General features: G+C 66.4%; 23 protein-coding genes. 21 read left to right on the top strand and 2 right to left on the bottom strand.

From position 1 onward, the window contains the following. Window positions 1-7: 7 nt before the first annotated feature. On the bottom strand, window positions 8-2377 hold the full coding sequence (locus tag MRB47_RS08300) for an arginine/lysine/ornithine decarboxylase (RefSeq protein ID WP_252102415.1): 2370 nt from the start codon (window positions 2375-2377) through the stop codon (window positions 8-10). Window positions 2378-2547: 170 nt separating this feature from the next. Between MRB47_RS08300 and MRB47_RS08295 the strand changes: the two genes are divergently transcribed. The 11 genes from MRB47_RS08295 (at window position 2548) to tolA (ending at window position 10745) form a co-directional block, all read left to right on the top strand. Continuing rightward, a complete protein-coding gene (locus MRB47_RS08295) occupies window positions 2548-2979 on the top strand; it encodes an NfeD family protein (RefSeq protein WP_011805919.1) in 432 nt (143 codons plus the stop codon). Window positions 2980-3057: 78 nt separating this feature from the next. Further along, window positions 3058-3972: an SPFH domain-containing protein gene (locus tag MRB47_RS08290; protein WP_011805920.1), complete on the top strand. Its 915-nt coding sequence runs from the start codon at window positions 3058-3060 to the stop codon at window positions 3970-3972. An 81-nt stretch (window positions 3973-4053) separates the two neighbouring features. Continuing rightward, window positions 4054-4347, top strand: a complete 294-nt coding sequence (locus tag MRB47_RS08285; RefSeq protein ID WP_011805921.1) for a 2Fe-2S iron-sulfur cluster-binding protein — start codon at window positions 4054-4056, stop codon at window positions 4345-4347. A gap of 258 nt (window positions 4348-4605) precedes the next feature. After that, window positions 4606-5727 (top strand): bifunctional 3,4-dihydroxy-2-butanone-4-phosphate synthase/GTP cyclohydrolase II, encoded by a 1122-nt coding sequence (ribBA, locus tag MRB47_RS08280; RefSeq protein ID WP_047350451.1) that lies wholly within the window; start codon window positions 4606-4608, stop codon window positions 5725-5727. Window positions 5728-5730: 3 nt separating this feature from the next. Then, a complete protein-coding gene (gene ribH, locus MRB47_RS08275) occupies window positions 5731-6195 on the top strand; it encodes a 6,7-dimethyl-8-ribityllumazine synthase (RefSeq protein ID WP_047350450.1) in 465 nt (154 codons plus the stop codon). Next, window positions 6192-6725: a transcription antitermination factor NusB gene (gene nusB, locus MRB47_RS08270; protein WP_015913682.1), complete on the top strand. Its 534-nt coding sequence runs from the start codon at window positions 6192-6194 to the stop codon at window positions 6723-6725. The genes ribH and nusB overlap by 4 nt, the downstream gene beginning before the upstream one ends. A 93-nt stretch (window positions 6726-6818) precedes the next feature. Further along, window positions 6819-8003, top strand: coding sequence for a pyridoxal phosphate-dependent aminotransferase (locus tag MRB47_RS08265; protein WP_088886446.1), 1185 nt, complete (start codon window positions 6819-6821; stop codon window positions 8001-8003). 20 nt (window positions 8004-8023) lie between these two features. Continuing rightward, window positions 8024-8449, top strand: coding sequence for a YbgC/FadM family acyl-CoA thioesterase (locus MRB47_RS08260; protein WP_011805926.1), 426 nt, complete (start codon window positions 8024-8026; stop codon window positions 8447-8449). Continuing rightward, window positions 8446-9147 carry a protein TolQ gene (tolQ, locus tag MRB47_RS08255; protein WP_011805927.1) on the top strand — a complete coding sequence of 234 codons (702 nt, stop codon included), beginning with the start codon at window positions 8446-8448 and terminating at the stop codon, window positions 9145-9147. The genes MRB47_RS08260 and tolQ overlap by 4 nt, the downstream gene beginning before the upstream one ends. A gap of 179 nt (window positions 9148-9326) precedes the next feature. Continuing rightward, window positions 9327-9752, top strand: coding sequence for an ExbD/TolR family protein (locus tag MRB47_RS08250; protein WP_011805928.1), 426 nt, complete (start codon window positions 9327-9329; stop codon window positions 9750-9752). A gap of 21 nt (window positions 9753-9773) precedes the next feature. After that, window positions 9774-10745 (top strand): cell envelope integrity protein TolA, encoded by a 972-nt coding sequence (gene tolA / locus MRB47_RS08245; RefSeq protein ID WP_252102414.1) that lies wholly within the window; start codon window positions 9774-9776, stop codon window positions 10743-10745. 122 nt (window positions 10746-10867) lie between these two features. Here tolA and MRB47_RS08240 read toward each other — a convergent pair whose 3' ends face one another. Next, on the bottom strand, window positions 10868-12199 hold the full coding sequence (locus MRB47_RS08240) for an MFS transporter (protein WP_252102413.1): 1332 nt from the start codon (window positions 12197-12199) through the stop codon (window positions 10868-10870). 311 nt (window positions 12200-12510) lie between these two features. Between MRB47_RS08240 and cyoA the strand changes: the two genes are divergently transcribed. The 10 genes from cyoA to MRB47_RS08190 all read left to right on the top strand — a co-directional run bounded on the left by cyoA (window position 12511) and on the right by MRB47_RS08190 (window position 22845). After that, window positions 12511-13560 (top strand): ubiquinol oxidase subunit II, encoded by a 1050-nt coding sequence (cyoA, locus tag MRB47_RS08235; protein WP_015913686.1) that lies wholly within the window; start codon window positions 12511-12513, stop codon window positions 13558-13560. Between the two features lie 61 nt (window positions 13561-13621). Beyond that, window positions 13622-15628 (top strand): cytochrome o ubiquinol oxidase subunit I, encoded by a 2007-nt coding sequence (gene cyoB, locus MRB47_RS08230; RefSeq protein ID WP_088886442.1) that lies wholly within the window; start codon window positions 13622-13624, stop codon window positions 15626-15628. Further along, window positions 15621-16256: a cytochrome o ubiquinol oxidase subunit III gene (gene cyoC / locus MRB47_RS08225; RefSeq protein ID WP_015913688.1), complete on the top strand. Its 636-nt coding sequence runs from the start codon at window positions 15621-15623 to the stop codon at window positions 16254-16256. Before cyoB ends, cyoC begins: the two co-directional genes overlap by 8 nt. After that, window positions 16257-16676, top strand: a complete 420-nt coding sequence (gene cyoD, locus MRB47_RS08220; RefSeq protein ID WP_252102412.1) for a cytochrome o ubiquinol oxidase subunit IV — start codon at window positions 16257-16259, stop codon at window positions 16674-16676. It begins immediately after the preceding gene. 11 nt (window positions 16677-16687) lie between these two features. Then, the gene (locus MRB47_RS08215) at window positions 16688-17497 is read left to right on the top strand and encodes an SURF1 family protein (protein WP_252102604.1); all 810 of its coding nucleotides are present in this window, start codon (window positions 16688-16690) and stop codon (window positions 17495-17497) included. After that, a complete protein-coding gene (locus MRB47_RS08210; protein WP_252102411.1) occupies window positions 17494-18837 on the top strand; it encodes an ATP-binding protein in 1344 nt (447 codons plus the stop codon). The genes MRB47_RS08215 and MRB47_RS08210 overlap by 4 nt, the downstream gene beginning before the upstream one ends. After that, on the top strand, window positions 18827-19360 hold the full coding sequence (locus tag MRB47_RS08205; RefSeq protein ID WP_011805937.1) for a response regulator transcription factor: 534 nt from the start codon (window positions 18827-18829) through the stop codon (window positions 19358-19360). The genes MRB47_RS08210 and MRB47_RS08205 overlap by 11 nt, the downstream gene beginning before the upstream one ends. A 126-nt stretch (window positions 19361-19486) precedes the next feature. After that, window positions 19487-20116 (top strand): glutathione S-transferase family protein, encoded by a 630-nt coding sequence (locus MRB47_RS08200; RefSeq protein WP_252102410.1) that lies wholly within the window; start codon window positions 19487-19489, stop codon window positions 20114-20116. Window positions 20117-20435: 319 nt separating this feature from the next. Beyond that, window positions 20436-21812, top strand: coding sequence for a tRNA 5-hydroxyuridine modification protein YegQ (gene yegQ, locus MRB47_RS08195; RefSeq protein WP_252102409.1), 1377 nt, complete (start codon window positions 20436-20438; stop codon window positions 21810-21812). Between the two features lie 148 nt (window positions 21813-21960). After that, complete coding sequence (locus tag MRB47_RS08190) at window positions 21961-22845, top strand: plasmid replication/partition related protein (protein WP_252102408.1); 885 nt, start codon at window positions 21961-21963, stop codon at window positions 22843-22845. The last annotated feature ends 16 nt before the right edge of the window (window positions 22846-22861 follow it).

Here is a 22861-nt window from a genome sequence, read left to right as displayed (position 1 = left end):
CGGCACTTCAGATGGTGCGGCCAAACGGGCCGTCGCTGCCCACCTGCACCAGCGACTCAGGGTCGTTGGCGCGGGGCTTGCGGCTGCCGCCCGTGCCCTGCGCCACGCAGTCGGCGTAATAACGCACGTTGCCGTTGTCGTCCTCGATCTCCACCAGGCCGTGGATGTCGGTCTCGAAGCCCGGGCAGAGCTTGGAGAACTCGCGCGAGAACTTGAGGTAGTCCACGATCTTCTTGTTGAACACCTCGCCGGGAATCAGCAGCGGAATGCCCGGCGGGTACGGCGTGATCAGGCTGGTGGTGATGCGGCCTTCCAGTTGGTCGATCTCCACGCGCTCGGTCTTGCGCTGCGCGATGTGGGCATAGGCGTCGCTGGGCTTCATGGCCGGCGTGAGGTCCGAGAGATACATCTCGGTCGTCAGGCGGGCGATGTCGTACTTGGCGTACAGCTGGTGCACATGCTGGCAGAGGTCCTTCAGGCCCATGCGTTCGTAGCGCTTGTGCTGCTGGCAGAACTCGGGAAGGATGCGCCACATGGGCTGGTTCTTCTCGTAGTCGTCCTTGAACTGCTGCAGCGCGGCCAGCAGCGTGTTCCAGCGGCCCTTGGTGATGCCGATGGTGAACATGATGAAAAACGAGTACAAGCCCGTCTTCTCCACCACCACGCCGTGCTCGGACAGGTATTTGGTGACGATGCTGGCCGGAATGCCGGTCTTGTCGAACTTACCGTCCAGGTTCAGGCCGGGCGTGACGATGGTGGACTTGATCGGGTCCAGCATGTTGAAGCCGTCGGCCAGCGCGCCGAAGCCATGCCACTTGCTCGCGCCGTTCTTCTTGCCCTTGGCGTCGCCGCGGATGATCCAGTCGTCTGCGCGGCCCACACCCTCGTCGGCGAGCTTGTCGGGGCCCCAGACCTTGAACCACCAGTCGTCCTTGCCGAACTCGCCCTCCACCTTGCGCATGGCGCGGCGAAAGTCCAGCGCTTCGACCAGGCTTTCCTCCACCAGGGCGGTGCCGCCGGGCGGCTCCATCATGGCTGCAGCCACGTCGCAGCTGGCGATGATGCTGTACTGCGGGCTGGTCGAGGTGTGCATCAGGTACGCCTCGTTGAACAGGTGACGGTCCAGCTTGGTGGTCTGGCTGTCCTGCACCAGCACATGGCTGGCCTGGCTGATGCCGGCCAGCAGCTTGTGGATGGACTGCGTGGCGTACACCACCGACTGCTTGGGCCGCGCGCGCTTCTTGCCCATGGCGTGGTAGCTGCCGTAGAACGGGTGGAAGGCCGCGTGCGGCAACCAGGCCTCGTCGAAGTGCAGGTTCTCGACGTAGCCGTCGAGCATGCCCTTGATGGTCTCGGTGTTGTAGAGCACGCCGTCGTAGGTCGACTGCGTGAGGGTCAGCACGCGCGGCTTGACCTTCTTGGCGTCCACGCCCTTGAGCAGCGGGTTGGCCTTGATCTTCGCCTGGATGGTCGCGGGCTCGAATTCGCTTTGCGGAATGGGCCCGATGATGCCGAAGTGGTTGCGCGTGGGTTTCAGGAACACGGGGATCGCCCCGGTCATGATGATGCTGTGCAGGATGGACTTGTGGCAGTTGCGGTCCACCACCACCACGTCGCCCGGCGCCACGGTGTGGTGCCACACCATCTTGTTGGAGGTGGACGTGCCGTTGGTCACGAAGAAGCAGTGGTCGGCGTTGAAGATGCGCGCGGCATTGCGCTCGCTCTCGCCGATGGCGCCGTTGTGGTCCAGCAGTTGGCCCAGTTCTTCCACGGCATTGCAGACGTCCGCGCGCAGCATGTTCTCACCATAGAACTGGTGGTACATCTGGCCCACGGGGCTCTTGAGGAACGCCACGCCGCCCGAGTGGCCCGGGCAGTGCCAGCTGTAGGAGCCGTCTTCCGCGTAGTCCAGCAGCGCCTTGAAAAACGGCGGCTGCACGCCCTCCAGGTAGCTCTTGGCCTCGCGGATGATGTGCTTGGCCACGAACTCGGGCGTGTCCTCGAACATGTGGATGAAGCCGTGCAGCTCGCGCAGGATGTCGTTGGGCAGGTGGCGCGCGGTCTTGGTCTCGCCGTGCACGTAGATCGGCACGTCGGCGTTCTTGCGGCGCACCTCTTCGATGAAGGTGCGCAGGCTGTGCACGATGGGATCCTGGCCCGTGCCCAGCGTGAACTCCTCGTCGTCGATCGACAAGATGAACGCGCTGGCGCGGCTTTGCTGCTGGGCGAACTGCGACAGGTCGCCGTAGCTGGTCACGCCCAGGACCTCGAAGCCCTCTTGCTCGATGGCCTGCGCCAGCGCCCGAATTCCCAGGCCGGAGGTGTTCTCTGAACGATAGTCCTCGTCGATGATGACGATGGGAAAGCGAAATTTCATGCGCTGCCTCCGATGACCGGGCCAAAAAAACGAAAGAGGCGCGCAGTGTAAGGAATATGCGTGCTATCCCTATGAACACCGCAGCATTTCGCCCAGAATCCATCGACCTGGAAACAACACCGCGCCGCCCGCCGGCGCGCACCCGACAGAGAGGGAAGGAGAAAACACACATGAATCTGGACGCATCCACGCTCTGGTGGCTCATGGCCGGGGTGGCCGTGGTGGCCGAGCTGCTCACCGGCACCTTTTACCTGCTGATGCTGGCCGTGGGCCTGGCGGCCGGCGCACTCGCGGCCCACGCGGGCCTGGGCAACACGGCGCAGATCCTGGTGAGCGCACTGGTCGGGGCCGGCACCGTGCTGGGGGCCTACGTCAAGCGCCGCAGCCGGCCGGGCGAGCCGTCCGCGCGGGCCGACCGCAGCGTGAACCTGGACGTGGGCGAGACGGTGTTCATCGACGCCTGGCAGCCCGATGGCACGGCCGTCGTGAAGTACCGCGGCGCGAGCTGGACCGCCATCCACCGCCCGGGCATCACGCCCGCCACTGGCCCGCACCGCGTGGCCGAACTGGTGGGCAACCGCCTGCTGGTGGATCCGCTGTAGTCATCCGGAACCGGGAGCGGCCTCGCTACCATCCGCCCTGCCCTTCACCGCCGCACGCGGCACAGAAAGAAAAACCTCATGGAAATCGCCATCATCCTCTTCGTCATCGCGGTGATCTTCATCGCGCGCGCCGTCAAGATCGTGCCGCAGCAGCATGCCTGGGTGAAGGAGCGCCTGGGCAAGTACGCCGGCACGCTCACGCCGGGGCCGAAGTTCATCATCCCCTTCGTCGACCGCATCGCCTACAAGCACAGCCTGAAGGAAATCCCCCTGGACGTGCCCAGCCAGGTCTGCATCACCAAGGACAACACCCAGCTGCAGGTGGACGGCATCCTGTACTTCCAGGTGACCGACCCCATGCGCGCCAGCTACGGTTCGTCCAACTACATCACCGCCATCTCGCAGCTGGCCCAGACCACGCTGCGCAGCGTGATCGGCAAGCTGGAGCTGGACAAAACGTTCGAAGAGCGCGACATGATCAACGCCCAGGTGGTGCAGGCCATCGACGAGGCGGCGCTGAACTGGGGCGTGAAGGTGCTGCGCTACGAGATCAAGGACCTGACGCCGCCCGCCGAGATCCTGCGCGCCATGCAGGCCCAGATCACCGCCGAGCGTGAAAAGCGCGCGCTGATCGCCGCTTCGGAAGGCCGCCGCCAGGAACAGATCAACATCGCCACCGGCGAGCGTGAGGCTTTCATCGCCCGCTCCGAAGGTGAAAAGCAAGCCGCCATCAACAACGCCCAGGGCGAGGCCGCCGCCATCACCGCCGTGGCCGACGCCACCGCCCAGGCCATCGAGCGCATTGCCGCCGCCATCCGCCAGCCGGGCGGCGAGCAGGCCGTGCAGCTCAAGGTCGCCGAAAAGGCCGTGGAGGCGTATGGCAAGGTGGCCGCGGACGCCACCACCACGCTCATCGTGCCCAGCAACATGACCGAGGTATCCGCACTCGTCAGCTCGGCCATGAAGATGATCCAGACGCAGCAGCGCAGCTGACCCAACGCTTTCACTATTTTTTTTATAGCTACCAGCGCTCACCCCACAAGCGCTGGAGCCACTTTTTGCTTAGAACTGCGCATGAACTCCCCCGTAGCCCCCTTCTTCACGGCCCGCGTGGGCGACGACGGCACCCAGTGCGATGCCTGGCCCGAGCAGCCGCTGCTGCTGTCGCTGGAGCAAGGCGGTATCGACTGGCCCAGCTCCTGCCGCAACGGCACCTGCCGCACCTGCATCGGCGTGCTGGCGGAGGGCGAGGTGCGCTATGCCATCGACTGGCCGGGCCTGACGGCAGAAGAAAAGGCCGAGGGCTGCGTGCTGCCCTGCGTGGCCTATCCCGTGAGCGACGTGAAGCTGGAGGCCCCCGCCATCTGAGCCCTGTGCCGCGCTCCGCGCACCGGTACGGTTGAGGCAGCGCAACCTGCGGCCCGCTTGCCCCCACCTGCGGCAGACTTACCGCGGCGGCGCGCGGACAACGGCCCGGCGGCGCGACTAGAATTGGCCGCTTCGGGACCGCGCGTCCCTCCTCCGTGCGGCAGGGGCCGCATCGCCGTTCTTTGGGGGCACGCCCGTTGCCCGCCCGCCGGGGAACGCACACCGCCCCGGACCGCATGGCCCATCCGAAAGCCCTGCATGACCACCCCCCTCACGCCCGCGCCCATCTCGCCCGTCCAGGACATCGTGGCCGAGTTGCGCGCCGGCCGCATCGTGATCCTCGTCGATGAGGAAGACCGCGAGAACGAAGGCGACCTCGTGATCGCCGCGGACCATGTCACGCCCGAGGCCATCAACTTCATGGCGCGCTTCGGCCGCGGCCTGATCTGCCTGACCCTCACGCGCGAACGCTGCGAGCGCCTGCGCCTGCCGCCCATGGTGGCGCGCAACGGCACCAAGATGGGCACCGCCTTCACCGTCTCCATCGAGGCGGCCGAGGGCGTGACCACCGGCATCAGCGCCGCCGACCGCGCGCGCACCGTGCAGGCCGCCGTGGCCGCCAACGCCCAGGCTGCCGACCTGGTGCAGCCCGGCCACATCTTCCCGCTGCAGGCGGTGGATGGCGGCGTGCTCATGCGCGCCGGCCACACCGAGGCCGGCTGCGACCTGGCCGCCATGGCCGGCTGCAGCCCCTCCGCCGTGATCTGCGAGGTGATGAAGGACGACGGCACCATGGCCCGCCTGCCGGACCTGCAGCTGTTCGCGGCCGAGCACGGCATCAAGATCGGCACGATCGCCGACCTGATCGAATACCGCAGCCGCACCGAGTCGCTGGTACACAAGGTGGCTTCGCGCCAGATCACCACGGCGTTCGGCGAGTTCACCATGCACGCCTTCCGCGACGAGCCGAGCCAGGCCGTGCACCTGGCCCTGGTCAAGGGCCAGTGGGACACCGCCGAGAGCGTGCCCGTGCGCGTGCACGAGCCCTTGTCGGTGCTGGACCTGCTGGAAGTGGGCCGCGGCATGCACTCGTGGAGCCTGGACGCCAGCCTGCAATACATCCACCACCACGGCCAGGGCGTGGCCGTGCTGCTGAACTGCGGCGAGAGTGCCGAGCAACTGCTGGAGCAGTTCGAAGGCACGGCCCGCGCCGCCCAGGCGCCCGAGCGCGGTCGCATGGACCTGCGCACCTACGGCGTGGGCGCCCAGATCCTGCGCGAAGTGGGCGTGGCCAAGATGCAGCTCATGGGCCAGCCGCGCCGCATGCCCAGCATGGTGGGCTACGGACTCGAAATCACCGGCTACATCCCCAAGGAATAAGACATGTTTGGCGCAGACAAAGGAACCGCAGACAAGCTCGATGGCAAGAAGCTGCACATCGGCATCGTGCAGGCCCGCTTCAACGAGAACATCACCAACACCCTCGCTGCCGCCTGCCGTGCAGAGCTGCTGCGCCTGGGCGTGCAGGAAAAGCACATCCGCCACGTGCTGGTGCCCGGCGCGCTGGAAGTGCCCGTGGCGCTGCAGGCCCTGGCCGAGCGCGACGAGTACGACGCGCTGATCGCGCTGGGCTGCATCATCCGCGGCGAGACCTACCACTTCGAGCTGGTGGCCAACGAATCTGGCGCGGGCGTGACCCGCCTGGCCCTGGACTACCAGGTACCGATCGCCAACGCCATCATCACCACCGAAAACCTGGAACAGGCCCTCGCCCGCCAGACCGAAAAAGGCGTGGACGCGGCCCGCGTGGCCGTGGAAATGGCCAACTTGCTGGAGGAGCTGTCGTGACCGATTCCGCCAACCCCACGCCATCCGCGCGGCCGCCGCGCCAGCCGCGCACCGGCACCACCGGCACCGGCGCGCGCAAGGCCGGCTCCAAGTCGGGCCGTAGCCGCGCGCGCGAATTCGCCCTGCAGGCGCTCTACCAGCACCTGGTGGGAGGCAACGACGCCACCGCCATCGACGTGTTCACGCGCGACCTGTCGGGCTTTCACAAGGCCGACGCGGCGCACTACGACGCGCTCCTGCACGGCTGCATCACCACCGCCCAGTACATGGACGAGTTGATCGCGCCCCAGCTGGACCGCAAGATGAGCGAGATCTCGCCCATCGAGCATGCGGTGATGTGGATCGGCGTATACGAATTCCAACATTGCCAGGACGTGCCCTGGCGCGTGGTCATCAACGAGTGCATCGAGCTGGCCAAAGAGTTCGGCGGCACCGACGGCCACAAGTACGTCAACGGCGTGCTCAACGGCCTGGCGCCGCAATTGCGCGCCACCGAGGTCGCGGCCGACAAGGCCGCCGCCCGCGGCTGAAGGCCCCGCCCTCTTGCGCCGCTTCGCATTGTTCGTTCCCTCAGCGCACCCGCCGCTGGCCTCAGCCGGCGGGTGCCTGCACGTTGCATCGCCATGAAGTTTTCCACCCGCGCCGAGCGCATCGAACCCTTTTACGTGATGGAAGTGGCCAAGGCCGCCCAGGCCCTGGCGCGCGAGGTCGCCGGCACCCGCGAGCCGATGATCTTCCTGAACATCGGCGAGCCCGACTTCACCGCGCCCCCGCTGGTGGTGGAGGCGGCCGACCGCGCGGTGCGCAGCGGGGCCACGCAGTACACCAACGCCCTGGGCCTGGAGGCGCTGCGCGAGCGCATCAGCGGCTGGTATGCCGAGCGCTTTGGCGTGGATGTGCCGGCGCGGCGCATCGTGGTCACGGCCGGCGCATCGGCCGCGCTGCAGCTGGCCTGCCTGGCGCTGATCGACGCGGGCGACGAGATCCTGATGCCCGACCCCAGCTACCCATGCAACCGCCACTTCGTGAGCGCGGCGGAAGGCAAAGCGGTGCTGATCCCCACCACGGCCGAGGAGCGCTTCCAGCTCAGCGCCGCCAAGGTCGAGGCCGCATGGGGTACCAAGACACGCGGCGTGCTGCTGGCATCGCCCTCCAACCCCACGGGCACCTCGATTGCGCCGGACGAACTGCGCCGCATCCATGATGTGGTGCGCGGCAAGGGTGGGCTCACGATCATCGACGAGATCTACCTCGGCCTGTCCTATGACGACGCCTTCGGCCAGACGGCGCTGGCGCTGGGCGAGGACATCATCAGCATCAACAGCTTCAGCAAGTACTTCAACATGACCGGCTGGCGCCTGGGCTGGATGGTGGTGCCCGAAGCCATGGTGCCCGTGGTGGAGCGTCTGGCGCAGAACCTGTTCATCTGCGCCAGCACGGTGTCGCAGCATGCGGCGCTGGCCTGCTTCGAGCCGGACAGCATCGCCGAGTACGAACGCCGCCGCGCAGAGTTCAAGGCGCGGCGAGACTACTTCATCCCCGCACTCGATGCCCTGGGCCTCACGGTGCCGGTGCAGCCCGATGGCGCCTTCTACGCCTGGGCCGACTGCACGCAGGCCGCCGAGCGCCTGGGCGTCGCCGGCAGCTGGGACTTCGCCTACGAGCTGATGCGCCGTGCCCACCTGGCCATCACGCCGGGGCGCGACTTCGGCACGGCCGACACCCAACGCTTCGTGCGCTTTTCCACGGCCAACTCCATGGCGCAGTTGCAGGAAGCGGTGGCGCGCCTGCAGCGCCTGATCGGCTGACCCCATCCAGGCGTGCCAGCATGGCTTTCGAGTGGCCCGTTCGCATTTACTGGGAAGACACCGATGCCGGCGGCATCGTGTTCTATGCCAACTATCTCAAGTTCTTCGAGCGCGCGCGGACCGAGTGGCTGCGCTCGCGGGACCTGGGCCAGCAACGATTGCGGGAACTCACGGGCGGCATGTTTGTCGTAACCGACGCACGCCTGCGCTACCTGCGCCCCGCCCGCCTGGACGATGAACTGATTGTTACCGCCAGCCTGCGCGAAGGGGGCCGCGCTTCGCTCACAATCGAGCAGCAGGCGCTCTTGAAACCAGAGCAGATGATCCCCGACTCTCCCCCCGCACTGCTGTGCGAAGGCACCATCCGCATCGGCTGGGTGGATGCCGCCACCATGCGCCCTGCACGCATTCCGGGGTCCCTTTTGGAACGACTCTCCTCATCATGAATTCCCAAGACATGTCCATCTTGAGCCTGGTGCTCAATGCCAGCTGGGTGGTGCAGCTGGTGATGCTGCTGCTGCTCGCGGTTTCCGTGGCCAGCTGGGCCGCCATCTTCCGCAAGCTGTTCGCACTCAAGCGCGTGAAGGCCCTGAACGAAGACTTCGAGCGCGACTTCTGGTCGGGCACCAGCCTGAACGACCTGTACGCCAGCGCCACGCACAACGCCAAGAGCGCGGGCCCGATGGAGCGCATCTTCGCCAGCGGCATGCGCGAATACCAAAAGCTGCGGGAACGCCGCATCAGCGACCCCGGCACACTGCTGGACGGCGCGCGCCGCGCCATGCGCGCGAGCTTCCAGCGCGAGATGGACGTGATCGAGTCCAGCCTCTCGTTCCTCGGCTCGGTGGCCTCGGTGTCGCCCTATGTGGGCCTGTTCGGCACCGTCTGGGGCATCATGCACGCCTTCACCGGTTTCGCCGGCATGGAGCAGGTAACGCTCGCCACGGTGGCGCCCGGCATCGCCGAAGCGCTGGTGGCCACCGCCATCGGCCTGTTTGCCGCCATTCCCGCCGTGATTGCGTACAACCGCTTCGCACGCGACATCGACCGCGTGGCGACGCACCAGGAGACCTTCATCGAGGAGTTCTCCAACATCCTGCAGCGCAACCTGGGCGCACACCCCGCGTCCCCCTCGGGGCATTGAGATGAAGGACATCCCCCTGAGCCGCTGCGCGGCTTCCCCCTTCTCTCGCAGCGCTACGCACTGCGGGAAAGGGGATCGATTGCTCAGCGCGGCGAGACGGCCCTTGCGCGGCGTCTGCTGGCATCGGACACGTCCGTTTTATCCACAGCGCGCACTGCTCAGCGCAATGGAGAACTGAAATGCCTGCCATGGCCTCACGCAGCGGCACCCGCCGCCGCTCCATGAACGAAATCAACATGGTGCCGTTCATCGACGTGATGCTGGTGCTGCTCATCATCTTCATGGTGACCGCGCCCATGCTCACGCCCAGTTCGGTGAACGTGCCTTCCGTGGGCAAAGGCGCCAAGGTGCCCAAGACGCGCGCGGACGTCATCGTCGACAAGGACGGCAGCATCCGCTTCAAGGCCGACGGCAACGAACGCACCGTGCCGCTGCAAAACCTGGGCGCCACCGCCAAGAACTGGCTCAAGGACCAGCCAGAGGACACACCCGTGCTCATCAGCGCCGACAAGAACGTGTCGTACGACGCGGTGATGAAGGCCATGTCTGCGCTGCAACAGGCGGGCGTGGCACGCGTCGCCCTGGCGGTGAAGAGCGGCGGCTGACGAGAACTTTCACACGATCTAATGCACGCCACGAACGACCGCGACCAGTTTGCCCCGCCCCGCCCGCCCGGACGCATGCGGGCCATCGCCCTGGCGGTACTCGCCCATGCCGCGCTGATCGGCGCGCTGACCTGGGGCGTGAACTGGAAGAGCAGTTCCGACCAACCGGCGGTGGAGGCCGAACTCTGGTCTGCCGTCCCCCAGCAAGCGGCGCCGCGCGCCGTGGAGCCGCCCCTACCCCCTGCTCCGGCCCCTACCCCCGCACCAGAGCCCGCGCCCGCACCGCCGCCTCCACCGCCACCACCGCGTCCGGAGCAAGCCGACACGCGCGAGGCCGATATCGCCCTGCAGCAGCAGAAGAAGCGCCTGGAAGAAGAAAAGAAAAAGCGCGAACAGCAACTGGAGCGCGAGAAGCGCGAACGCGAGCGCAAGGAAGAAGAGCGCCGCGAGCGGCTGGAGCAGGAGAAGAAGGAACGCCTGCTGGCGCAGCAAAAGGCCGAGCGCGAGAAAGCCGAACGCGAAAAGGCCGAGAAGGAGAAGGCCGCCAAGGCCGAGCAGGACAAACAGAAGAAGCTGGCCGAGGACAAGCGCCGCAAGGCCGAGGAAGCCCGTGAAGCCAAGGAGGCCGAGGCGCGCCGCCAGGAGAACCTGCGCCGCATGCAGGGGCTGGCAGGCGCCACGGGCGGCGAGACCGCCACGGGCACCGCGCAGCGCAGCTCCGGCCCCTCGGGCAGCTACGGTGGCAAGGTGGCCGCCAAGGTACGCCCCAACATCGTCTATCCCGACACCATCTCGGGCAACCCGCGCGCCGAGGTCGAGGTGCGCGCCGCTCCGGACGGCACCATCGTCGGCGCGCGCATCACCCAGTCCAGCGGCAACAAGGCGTGGGACGACGCGGTGATTCGTGCGCTGCACCGCACGGAAACCCTGCCACGCGACGTGGACGGCCGCGTGCCGTCGTCCCTGGTGATCGGCTTCCGCCCGCGCGACTGAAGCAAAAAAGAGAGCTGCCTGCGCTTGTCCCTCAAGGGTTTCACATTGAAAACACTGTGAACCCTAGTTGCAGCAAGCGCCGGCAGCTATCATTTTCGAGAACAGCCGACAGCCAGTCGAACTCAGCTGCGCTGCTCGATGAGGCGATTGATACGCAACGCGCCGAGTGTGCAGACCACGCCCGACAGCAGATACAGCGTCACCGCCCCCAGCCCGAAACGTGCCGACAACCCCAGAGCCACCAACGGCGCGAAGGCCGCGCCGATCAGCCAGGCCAGGTCGGACGACAGTGCCGCCCCGGTGTAGCGGTGCAGGGTGGAGAAGTTGGCCGTCACCGTGCCCGATGCCTGGCCGTACGACAGGCCCAGCAGCACGAAGCCCAGCAGCAGGAACACCGTGCCGCCCACCGCGCCACCGCCCAGCAGCCAGGGTGTGGCCAGGCTGAACAGGCCAATCAGCACGGCCATGGAGCCCAGCAGGTTGCGCCGGCCCATGCGGTCGGCCAACCGCCCCGACACCACCACCGCGCCGATGGCCAGGAATGCGCCGGCGATCTGCACGCACAGCACCTCGGCCATGGAGCGGTCGGAGAACAGGGCGAACCACGACAGCGAGAACACCGTCACCACGTGAAAGAGTGCGAAGCTGGCCAGTGCCGCAAAGGCGCCCAGCACCACATTGCTCCCCTCTTCGCGCATCACGCGGGCCACGCCCACGGGCTCCAGTTCCTTCTCTTGCAGCAATTCGGCATAGGACTGCCCCACCACCAGGCGCAGCCGCGCAAACAGCGCCACCACGTTGATCGCAAAGGCCACGCAGAACGGGTAGCGCCAGCCCCAGGCCAGGAATTCTTCGCTGGAGAGGCTGCCGTACAGGTAGGCGAACAACCCGGCGGCCAATGCAAACCCTACGGGCGCGCCCAGTTGCCCCACCATGGAATACCAGCCGCGGCGCTCCGGCGGTGCCGCCATCGCCAGCAGCGACGGTAGCCCGTCCCAGGAGCCGCCCAGCGCCAGCCCCTGGCCGAAGCGCAGCACCGCCAGCGCCCCGGCGGCTGCCAGCCCCGCCACCTGGTAGCTGGGCAGGAAGGCCATGCTCACCGTACAGCCGCCCAGCAGGAACAGCGCCAGCGTCAGCTTGGTGCCGCGCCCCCAGCGCCGCTGCACGGCCATGGAGATGGCGGTGCCCAGCGGCCGGGCGATGAAGGCGATGGCAAAGATGGCAAAGGCCATGAGCGTGCCGTCCAGCCGCGACATGAAGGGGAACAACAGCGACGGGAAGACCAGCACGCAAGCGATCCCGAATACGAAGAAGTCGAAATACTCCGACGCGCGCCCGATGATCACGCCCACGGCGATCTCGCCCGGGGTGACGTCTTCGTCGGTGTGCGCGCGCGACAGCGATGCCGCGCTCTCGGGGCCGTAAACGGGGTATGCGACGGAACCGCTACTCATGACCGTACTCCTTGGCTTTGCAGACACAGCTCCGTTCTACACGCAAGCCCCGCGGTCAACAAGTACGCTTACACTGACGTCCCGCGCGGGAAAACCCTCACGCCCAGTCGGCCATCCGCGCCGCCATGGTCGCGCCTGCAGGCCGCATCCGGCCTGCCATCACGCCATAAGTTTGACCCTGGACAAAATGTCCAATCGACAAATGCGCTAGGCGTATTACATTCGTCTCCGTCCAGTAATTCGCGTTTACACCTAGCGCCGCGCCCGCCCGCGCGACGCAAGGCCGTGCACGCTTTTTGACACGCCTAGCAATGCTCCAACTGAAGAAACTCCGCGGGCCCACCTGGCTCGCCGCGGCTTTGGCCGCAGCCAGCCTGGCTGGTTGCAGCAAGGCCGTCGTATTAAACCCGGCGGGTGATATCGCTGCCCAGCAGGGCAACCTGGTGGTGACTGCCACGGTGCTGATGCTGATCGTCATCGTGCCGGTGATCCTGCTGACGCTGCTGTTCGCCTGGAAGTACCGCCAGGGCAACACCGACGCCGAGTACGACCCCGACTGGCACCACTCCACCTCGCTGGAGCTGGTGATCTGGAGCGTGCCGCTGATGATCATCATTGCCCTGGGCGCGCTGACCTGGATCGCTACCCACAAGCTGGACCCCTACCGCCCTCTGGACCGCATCGACGCCCAGCGCGCGCTGGCCGCCGACGTCAAACCGCTGGAAGTACAGGTGGTGGCCATGGACTGGAAGTGGCTGTTCTTCTACCCCGAGCAGGGCATTGCCACGGTGAACGAGGTGGCCGCGCCAGTGGACCGCCCGATCCTGTTCAAGCTCACCGCCACGTCGACCATGAACGCGTTCTACGTGCCCGACCTGGCCGGCATGATCTACGCCATGCCTGGCATGCAGACCGAGCTGAACGCCATCATCAACAAGCCCGGCGTGTTCCATGGCCTCGCCTCGCACTACAGCGGCCCCGGCTTCTCCGGCATGACCTTCAAGTTCCACGGCCTGAGCGATGCCGAGTTCGCCCAGTGGGTGGACAAGGCCAAGACTGAAGGCAAGCCCCTGGACAAGACCACCTACCTGCAACTGGCCAAGCCCAGCCAGCGCGACCCCGTGCAGCGCTTTTCCACCGTGGAAGACGGCCTGTACGGCAAGGTGCTCAACCGCTGCGTGGAAGACGGGCAGATGTGCATGCACGACATGATGGCCATCGACGCGCTCGGCGGCGAAGCCTTCGTCAAAGCCAACGGTCTGACGCTGCCGCAGGACGTATGCACCGCCGGCAACGCGCCACAGATCCTGGCCGCGCTGCAGCCCGCAGCCGCCCTCCCCGAGGCCACCACCCAACAGTGAATTTGACGGACCCGACGCGGGCGCCAAGCCGGCGCCGGGCCCATTAGCCAAGAGATTCGATATGTTGTCTGAACAAACTACCCCAGCCCACTGGCTGTTGGGCCGCATCACCTGGGACTCGATCCCGATGGCGCACGAGCCCATCGTGCTGTGGACCTTCATCGCGGTGGTCCTGGGTGGCATCGTGATGCTGGCCGGCCTCACCAAGTTCCGCCTGTGGGGCCCGCTGTGGCGCGACTGGATCTGCTCCATCGACCACAAGAAGATCGGCATCATGTACATGATCCTGGGCCTGGTCATGTTCCTGCGCGGCTTCGCCGACGCGGTGATGATGCGCCTGCAGCAGGCCATGGCTGTGGGCGAGAGCATGGGCTACCTGCCGCCGCACCACTACGACCAGATCTTCACGGCCCACGGCGTGATCATGATCTTCTTCGTGGCCATGCCCTTCGTCACGGGCCTGATGAACTACCTCGTGCCGCTGCAGATCGGCGCGCGCGACGTGTCGTTTCCCTTCCTGAACAACTTCAGCTTCTGGATGACCACCGGCGGCGCCGTGCTGGTGATGATCTCGCTGTTCCTGGGCGAGTTCTCCACCTCCGGCTGGCTGGCGCTGTCCAACCTCGGGGCGCAGGACCCTGGCGTGGGTCTCGACTATTACATCTGGGGCCTGCAGATTGCGGGGGTGGGCACCACCTTGTCGGGCATCAACCTGATCGTCACCATCATCAAGATGCGCGCGCCGGGCATGAACCTGATGAAGATGCCCGTGTTCACCTGGACCGCGCTGTGCACCAACGCGCTGATCGTCGCCTCGTTCCCCGTGCTGACGGCAGCGCTGGTGCTGATGTCGCTGGACCGCTATATCGGCACCAACTTCTTCACGAACGACCTGGGGGGCAACTCCATGCTGTACGTGAACCTGATCTGGATCTGGGGCCACCCCGAGGTCTACATCCTGGTGCTGCCGGCCTTCGGCGTGTTCTCCGAGGTCGTCGCCACGTTCTCGCGCAAGCGCCTGTTCGGCTACACCTCCATGGTGTACGCCACGGTGTGTATCACCATCCTGTCGTACCTGGTGTGGCTGCACCACTTCTTCACCATGGGCTCGGGCGCCACGGTTAACACCTTCTTCGGCATCACGACGATGATCATCTCGATCCCGACGGGCGCCAAGATCTTCAACTGGCTGTTCACCATGTACAAGGGCCGCATCCGCTTCAGCGTGCCCATGCTGTGGACGGTGGGCTTCATGTGCACCTTCGCCATCGGCGGCATGACTGGCGTGCTGCTGGCCGTGCCCCCGGCCGACTTCGTGCTGCACAACAGCCTGTTCCTGGTCGCGCACTTCCACAACGTGATCATCGGCGGCGTGGTGTTCGCCGTGTTCGCTGCCATCAACTTCTGGTTCCCCAAGGCCTTCGGTTTCCGCCTGATCGAGTCCTGGGGCAAGGCATCGTTCTGGTTCTGGTTGACTGGCTTCTGGGTCACGTTCACGCCGCTGTACATCCTGGGCCTGATGGGCATCACACGCCGCGTCAACCATGTGGAAGACGCTTCGCTGCACATCTGGTTCATCATCTCCGCGGTGGGCGTATGCCTGATCGCGGCGGGCATCGCCTGCTTCTTCATCCAGCTGTTCGTGAGCTACCTCAAGCGCGACCAGCTGCGCGACGTGACCGGCGACCCCTGGGACGGCCGCACGCTGGAGTGGGCCACCTCCTCGCCCCCGCCGCAGTACAACTTCGCCTTCACGCCCGTGGCGCACGAGATCGACGCCTGGTGGGACATGAAGAAGCACGGCTACAAGCGCCCGCTGACCGGCTTCCAGCCCGTCCACATGCCCGCCAACACTGGCGCCGGCGTGGTGATCGCCGCGCTGTCCACCGTGTTCGGTTTCGCCATGATCTGGCACATGTGGCCGCTGGCGATCGCCTCGTTCGCCGCGACCGTGCTGGCCTCGATCATCCACACCTTCAACTACAAGCGTGACTACTACATTCCGGCAGCCGAAGTGGCCGCCACGGAAGACGCACGCACCAAGCAGCTTGCCGCAGCCCATGTCTAATACGCACACCCTCCAAGCGGGCGGCACCGCCGCCCTGGCACCGCGCGAGTACCACCTCGCGCATGAGCCCCACCCTGAGAACGGCACGTCCCTGGGCTTCTGGCTCTACCTGATGAGCGACTGTCTCATCTTCGCAGCGCTGTTCGCCACGTACGGCGTGCTGGGCCGCAGCTACGCTGCGGGCCCCACGGGCGCGCAGCTGTTCGACTTGTCTCTGGTAGCCATCAACACGGCCTTCCTGCTGACGTCGTCCATCACCTTCGGCTTTGCCATGCTGCAAAAGCAGGCGGGCAACGCGCGCGGCACGCTGGCCTGGCTGGCCGTCACCGGCCTGCTGGGCCTGGCCTTCCTGGGCGTGGAGCTGTATGAGTTCGCACACCTGATCCACCAGGGCGCGACACCCCAGCGCAGCGCGTTCCTGTCGGCCTTCTTCACGCTGGTGGGCACGCACGGACTGCACGTGACCTTCGGCCTGATCTGGCTGGTGACATTGATGATTCAGATCAGCAAGCACGGCCTGATCCATGAAAACAAGCGCCGCCTGAACTGCCTGTCCATGTTCTGGCACTTCCTGGACGTGGTCTGGATCGGCGTCTTCACCTTTGTGTACCTGATGGGGGTGCTGTAAATGAGCGCACACGAAATTCACGCCGGCCACGACGACCATGGCCACGACCATGACGACCTGCACGTCACCAAGGGAGACTACGTCAAGGGCTTCATCCTCGCCGTGATCCTCACCGTGATCCCGTTCTGGCTGGTCATGGCCGACGTGATCCAGAACCGCACCACCGCCGTGCTGGTGCTGGGCGTCTTCGCCATGGTCCAGGTGGTGGTGCACATGGTGTACTTCCTGCACATGAACGGCAAGATCCAGGGCGGCTGGACGATGCTGTCCACCATCTTCACCATCGTGTTCCTGGCAGTGATCATCATCGGCACGTTGTGGGTCATGTTCCACATGAATGCCAACATGATGCCCGCGCACGCCAACCCCATGGCCGCACAGCACCAGGGCAGCGAGGCACACCAACCGAAGGCGCCTTGACCGCTCCGACCATGCACGCCCCGGAGCCGCAGCGCACCCGCGCGCACTCCAACCTGACGATGGCGGTGCTCGCTCTGGCGGGCATCGCCTTGTTCGTTGTGTTCTGTGCCCTCGGCTGGTGGCAGGTGGAGCGGCGCACCTGGAAGCTGGCCCTGATGGAACGCGTAGAGCAGCGTCTGCATGCCGCGCCCGTGCCGCTGCCCGCGCGCGCGCAGTGGCCTGGCGTGGATGCGGCTGGCTTTGAATACCAGCCTGTGCAGGCTGAGGGTCAGTGGTTGGCCAGCAAAACCGTATTGACCCAGGCCACCACGGCGCTCGGCGCGGGTTTCTGGGTCATGACCCCGCTGCAGCTGGACGGCGGCGGCCAGGTGCTCGTCAACCGCGGCTTCATCCCCCAGGCGCAGCGCGCCCAGTGGGCCGCTGGCGGCCCCGGCATGCAGGAAGGCGAAGCCGTACAGCTGCAGGGCCTGTTGCGCATGAGCGAGCCCGGAGGCGGCTTCCTGCGCCGCAACGACCCCGGGGCGCAGCGCTGGCATTCGCGCGACGTGGCGGCCATCGCCCAGGCCCAGGGCCTGGACGCCGCGGCCCCGTTTTTCATCGACGCGGGCATTCCCGACGCGAACGCCCCAGCGCCGATGGATGCCGAGACTTCCACCACCGCCGGTCCCTGGCCCCGCCCGGGACTAACGGTGGTTCGCTTCCACAACAGCCACCTGGTGTATGCCATCACCTGGTTCGGGCTGGCCGCCATGGTGGCGGCAGCGGCTGCGTATGTGGCACGCTACGAGCTTCGCCTGCGCGCCACCTTGCGCTCCCGATGACAGCTTCCGCCACCTCCACCCCCTCCGCCTCCCCGCCCGCCTTGAAGGCGCGCTCGGCCGATGCCGCGGCCGGGCTGAAAAACCTGCACCAGCTCATCCAGTTGCGCTGGATCGCCGTGGTGGGCCAGGTGTTCACCATCGAGGTGGCGCACTACGTGCTGCAGCTTCCCCTGCCCCTGCGCGAGATGCTCATGGTGGTGGGTTGCCTGGTGCTCTACAACGCGGTGAGCTTCGTGCGCTGGCGCACCGGCCGCGGCGTGCGCAATGTGGAGCTGTTTCTGGCGCTGTTGGTGGACGTGGCCGTGCTCACCGTGCAGCTGTATCTGAGCGGGGGCATCCGCAACCCATTCGTCTTCTTGTACCTGCTGCAGGTGGCGCTGGGCGCGGCGCTGCTGCGCAGCGCCTACATCTGGACCATGGTGCTCATCACCGCAGCCTGCTTTGCGCTGCTGGCGCATTACAGCGTGCCATTGCAGCTGGCGCCCGACTTCGCGCGCGGGCTGGGCAGTCCCTACGTGCTGGGCCTGCTGGTGTGCTTCATGCTCAACGCGGCGCTGGTGGTGATCTTCATCAGCCGCATCGGCCAGAACCTGCGCCAGCGGGACGCGCGTCTGGCCGCCATACGTCAACGCGCCGCCGAGGAAGAGCACGTGGTGCGCATGGGGCTGCTGGCTTCAGGCGCGGCCCATGAGCTAGGCACGCCGCTGGCCACCATGGCGGTGATCCTGGGGGACTGGAAGCGTGATCCTGCATTGGCCGCCAACCCCGCGCTGCAGGAAGACGTGGCCGAGATGCAGGCGCAGGTGCAGCGCTGCAAGACCATCGTCAGCGGCATCCTGATGTCCGCCGGCGAGACGCGCGGCGAGGCATCGGCGCAGACCACCGTGTGCCAGTTCCTGGACACGCTCGCCAGCGAGTGGCAGGCCACGCGCTCGGTTGACGAGTTCACCTATGACAACCGCTTCGGCCAGGACACCCCCATGGTGTCCGATGTCACGCTGCAGCAAATGGTTTTCAATGTGTTGGACAATGCCCGCGACGCATCGCCCCACCGGGTCGGCCTGGTGGCCGAGCGTGATCAAGGCCTGCTGCGCATTACCGTCACAGACAATGGCCCCGGCTTCGCGCCGGCCATGCTGTCGCAGTTCGGCAAGCCCTACCAGTCCAGCAAGGGCCGCCCCGGCGGCGGGCTGGGCCTGTTCCTGGCAATGAACGTGGCGCGCACCCTGGGGGGCACCGTGCAGGCACGCAACCTTCCGGGCGGCGGCGCCCAGGTCACGATCACGCTGCCGCTAGCCGCGATTGCGTTGCAGGAGACACCCACGCACCATGGACGCTGAACGCTTGCTGCTCATTGTGGAAGACGACGAGGCCTTCGCGCGCACGCTGGCCCGTTCGTTCGAGCGGCGCGGCTACCGCGTGCTGCACGCCGATAGCCTGGCACAGGCCGAAGCACTGCTGGCCGGGCACACGCCCGACTATGCCGTCGTGGACCTCAAACTCAAGGGCGAGGCCACAGGCCTGGCCTGCGTACGGGCGCTGCACGCGGCCAACCCGGACATGCTCATCGTCGTGCTCACGGGCTACGCCAGCATTGCCACCGCCGTCGAGGCCGTGAAGCTGGGTGCCTGCCACTACCTGGCCAAGCCATCGAACACTGACGATATCGAGGCCGCCTTCGGCCTTACCGAAGGCAATGCCGACGTGGAACTGACCAACCGCGCCAGCTCCATCAAGACGCTGGAGTGGGAGCGCATCCACGAAGTGCTGGCCGAGACGGGCTTCAACATCTCCGAGGCCGCGCGCCGCCTGGGCATGCACCGCCGCACACTCACGCGCAAGCTGGACAAGCGGCGGGTTTAGCGCATTGAGCGCGCATGGGCTGTCATCGGCCAGAGCCTGCCTTTACGAAGGGCGGCTGATGGGGAGGCTGTCGCCGCATACATTCAGGATCCTCGAAGCGCGTTGTTTGAGATGGAAGACCTGCCCATGATCCTCGTCGGCCAATATGACAGCCCCGTCACGCGCCGTGTCGCCATCGCGCTGCATCACTACGGCATCCCCTTCACCCGCGATACGCGATCCATCTTTGGCGATGCGGCAGCAATCGGGAGGATCAGCCCGCTGACCCGCATCCCGGCCCTCGTCCTCGACGATGGCGAAGTGCTGATCGACAGCGCATCCATCCTGGATCATCTCGATGAGCAGGCAGGCGACGCGGCGCTGATCCCCCGCTCCGGCCCCGAACGCCGGCGCGTTCTCCAGATGACGGCACTGGCGCAAGGCACCCTCGAAAAGGTCGCGGCTGTGGTGTACGAGAGGCACTTTCACCGCCCCGAACACCGCAGCGCCGTCTGGCTGGATCGCTGCCTTGGCCAGGCACGCGCTGGTCTCGACGAACTGACCAAACGCCTTGCCACACCGTATGCCTGCGGGGCGGCACTCACCCATGCCGATGTGATGATCACCACGCTGATCTGGTACATGCAGGACCGGATGGATGAAGTGCTGTCACCGTCCGCCCACGCCGCGCTGATCTCACTGGCCGAACACTGTGAAGCGCTGCCCGCCTTCCGCGCCGCCGCCCCGAGCGATTTCGAGGCGATGCCACGAAGCTAGGGCCTGTTGGCACGGATGTGAACAGGCCCTCGTCTTGGATATACCTGTTCATGGCATCCAAGGGAAGGCCGGGCGCACGCGGCGTTGAGCCACGGTTCGTGGCGTCGGATTAGCGTCCGGCACAAGCCGCTGGGGGCCAAACTCCGCCACCGGCGAGCAGTCCGCTCTCGCCCCAGCCTCTCGACCCTACGTCACACACCCCTCCTAATCCTTCCAACTGCCACCGCCGACAACGCAAAGCAACCGCCCCAAAGACCCCAACCCGGTCATTACCCACGCGCCCCACCCTCACCCCGCACATCAGCGAAAATTGCAGGCTATGACCCTCAAAGCCCCCGAACTGCTGCTGCCCGCCGGCTCGCTCGACAAGATGCGTGCGGCGTACGACTTCGGCGCCGACGCCATCTACGCCGGCCAGCCGCGCTACAGCCTGCGTGCGCGCAACAACGAGTTCCGCCTGGAGCAGATCGCCCAAGGCATCCAGGAGGCGCACGCGCGGGGCAAGAAGTTCTTCGTCACCAGCAACCTGATCGCGCACAACGACAAGGTGCGCACCTACCTGCGCGACATCGAGCCCGTCATCCAGTGCAAGCCCGACGCCTTCATCATGGCCGACCCGGGGCTGATCATGATGGTCAAGGAAAAGTGGCCCGAGACCGAGATCCATCTCTCGGTGCAGGCCAATACCACCAACTACGCCACGGTGAAGTTCTGGCAGAAGGCGGGCGTGTCGCGCATCATCCTCTCGCGCGAACTGAGCCTGGACGAGATCGAGAAGATCCGCCAGGAATGCCCTGACATGGAGATCGAGGTCTTCGTGCACGGCGCGCTGTGCATTGCCTACTCGGGCCGCTGCCTGCTCAGCGGCTACTTCAACCGGCGCGACCCCAACCAGGGCACCTGCACCAACGCCTGCCGCTGGGAATACAAGACCCACGACGCGGCGGTGGACCCCAACACCGGCGAAGCGCTGGCCACGTCCATGGAGCAGGGTTTCAACTTCGAACAGGCGCGCGAGGAAGCCGACAGCCAGTTCACCAGCACCTGCGGTAGCGGCCAGCGCCACCCCAAGGCCGACCAGGTCTACCTGATCGAGGAGATCGGCCGCCCCGGCGAACTGATGCCCATCATGGAGGATGAGCACGGCACCTACATCATGAACTCCAAGGACCTGCGCGCCGTGGAGCATGTGGAGCGCCTGGTGAAGATCGGCGTGGACTCGCTCAAGATCGAGGGCCGCACCAAGAGCCTGTACTACGTGGCGCGTACCGCCCAGGTGTACCGCCGCGCGATCGACGACGCGGTGGCAGGCCGCCCGTTCAACCCGCACCTGATCACCGAGTTGGAAGGCCTGGCTAACCGCGGCTACACCGGCGGCCTGCTGGAGCGCCGCCCGGCCAACGACTACCAGAACTACGAGACCGGCAACAGCGTGCTGCAGCGCGCCCACTTCGTCGGCCAGGTGCGCGGCTACGCCGACGGCATGGCCGAGGTCGAGACCATGAACCGCTTCGCCGTGGGCGACACGCTGGAGGTGATCCACCCCAGCGGCAACCGCACGGTGCAGCTCACGCAGATGTTCAACCTGGACGGCGAAAGCGTGCAGGTGGCGCCGGGCAATCCGCTGCGTGTGCGCATTCCGATCGACGGCCCGGTGGAAGGCGCGCTCATCGCGCGATTGCTGCAACCTTCCTGAAACCATAGCTGGCAGCGCCCGTCCACAGGGCGTTTCAGGTAGATTTGATACCGAAACGCCCAGCCATCAAGCGCGAGCAGCTCCTCTTTTTGCAAAGGCCCCGGCGGGGCCTTTGCCCATTTCTTGCCCCGCCCCATACCAAGAACCCATGAATCCTGAAGACATCGTCGTCCTGCCCGAACTCAAGGCCTACATCGACCCGCTCACGCCCGAAGAGCACGACGCGCTGGAGCGCAGCATCCTCGCAGAGGGCTGCCGCGACGCGCTGGTGCTGTGGGGCAACATTCTCGTGGACGGCCACAACCGCTTCGGCATCTGCCACAAGCACGGCCTGCCCTTCCAGACGGTGCAGAACACCCGCTTTCAGAACATGGAGGACGTGCACCTGTGGATGATCGACCAGCACCTGGGGCGGCGCAGCGTGTCGGAGTTCCAGCGCGGCGTGCTGGCACTGCGCAAGCGCGAGATCATTGCCGAGCGCCGCGCCGCGGCCGCTGCCGCCGTGGTGGCAGCCAAGGCCGAGGCCGCCCAAGCGCCTGAACAAGCGCCGTGGGAGGGTGACACCGACCCGGTCGTCGCCCAGGCGCTGGCCAGCGTGCCCAAGGTGCCCGAAGACGCGCTGGACACGCGCGAGGCCCTGGCCCGCGCCGCCCGCCTGACGGCCGCCCAGGTCAAGGCCATCGAGACCATCCACCAGAACGCAGCGCCGGAGGTGGTGGCCGCCGTCAAGTCGGGCGAACTGTCCTTGAACGCCGCTGCCGTGGTGGCCACCCTGCCGGTGGACGAGCAAAAGAGCGCCGCGGCCGGCGGTGCGCAGGAACTCAAGCAGGCCGCCAAGCGCGTGCGCGATGGCAAGAAAAAACCAAAGGCCGATGCCGCCGCAACGGAGGCCGACGGCACCGCCGGGCCGGAATCGACGGCCGCCCCCGACGCCGCAAAGCTGCAGCAGCGCGTGGCGGAACTGGAGGCCGAAAACGAGCGCCTGCGCCAACAGGTCAAGGCCCTGCAAGACCTGCTGGCCGAGCAGGACTGAGTAACCGTCTTCGAAG

This window comes from Diaphorobacter sp. LI3 (genome assembly GCF_022807955.1).
Taxonomy (GTDB): Bacteria; Pseudomonadota; Gammaproteobacteria; order Burkholderiales; family Burkholderiaceae_C; genus Diaphorobacter; species Diaphorobacter nitroreducens.
This window is presented reverse-complemented; position numbering and strand designations above follow the sequence as displayed.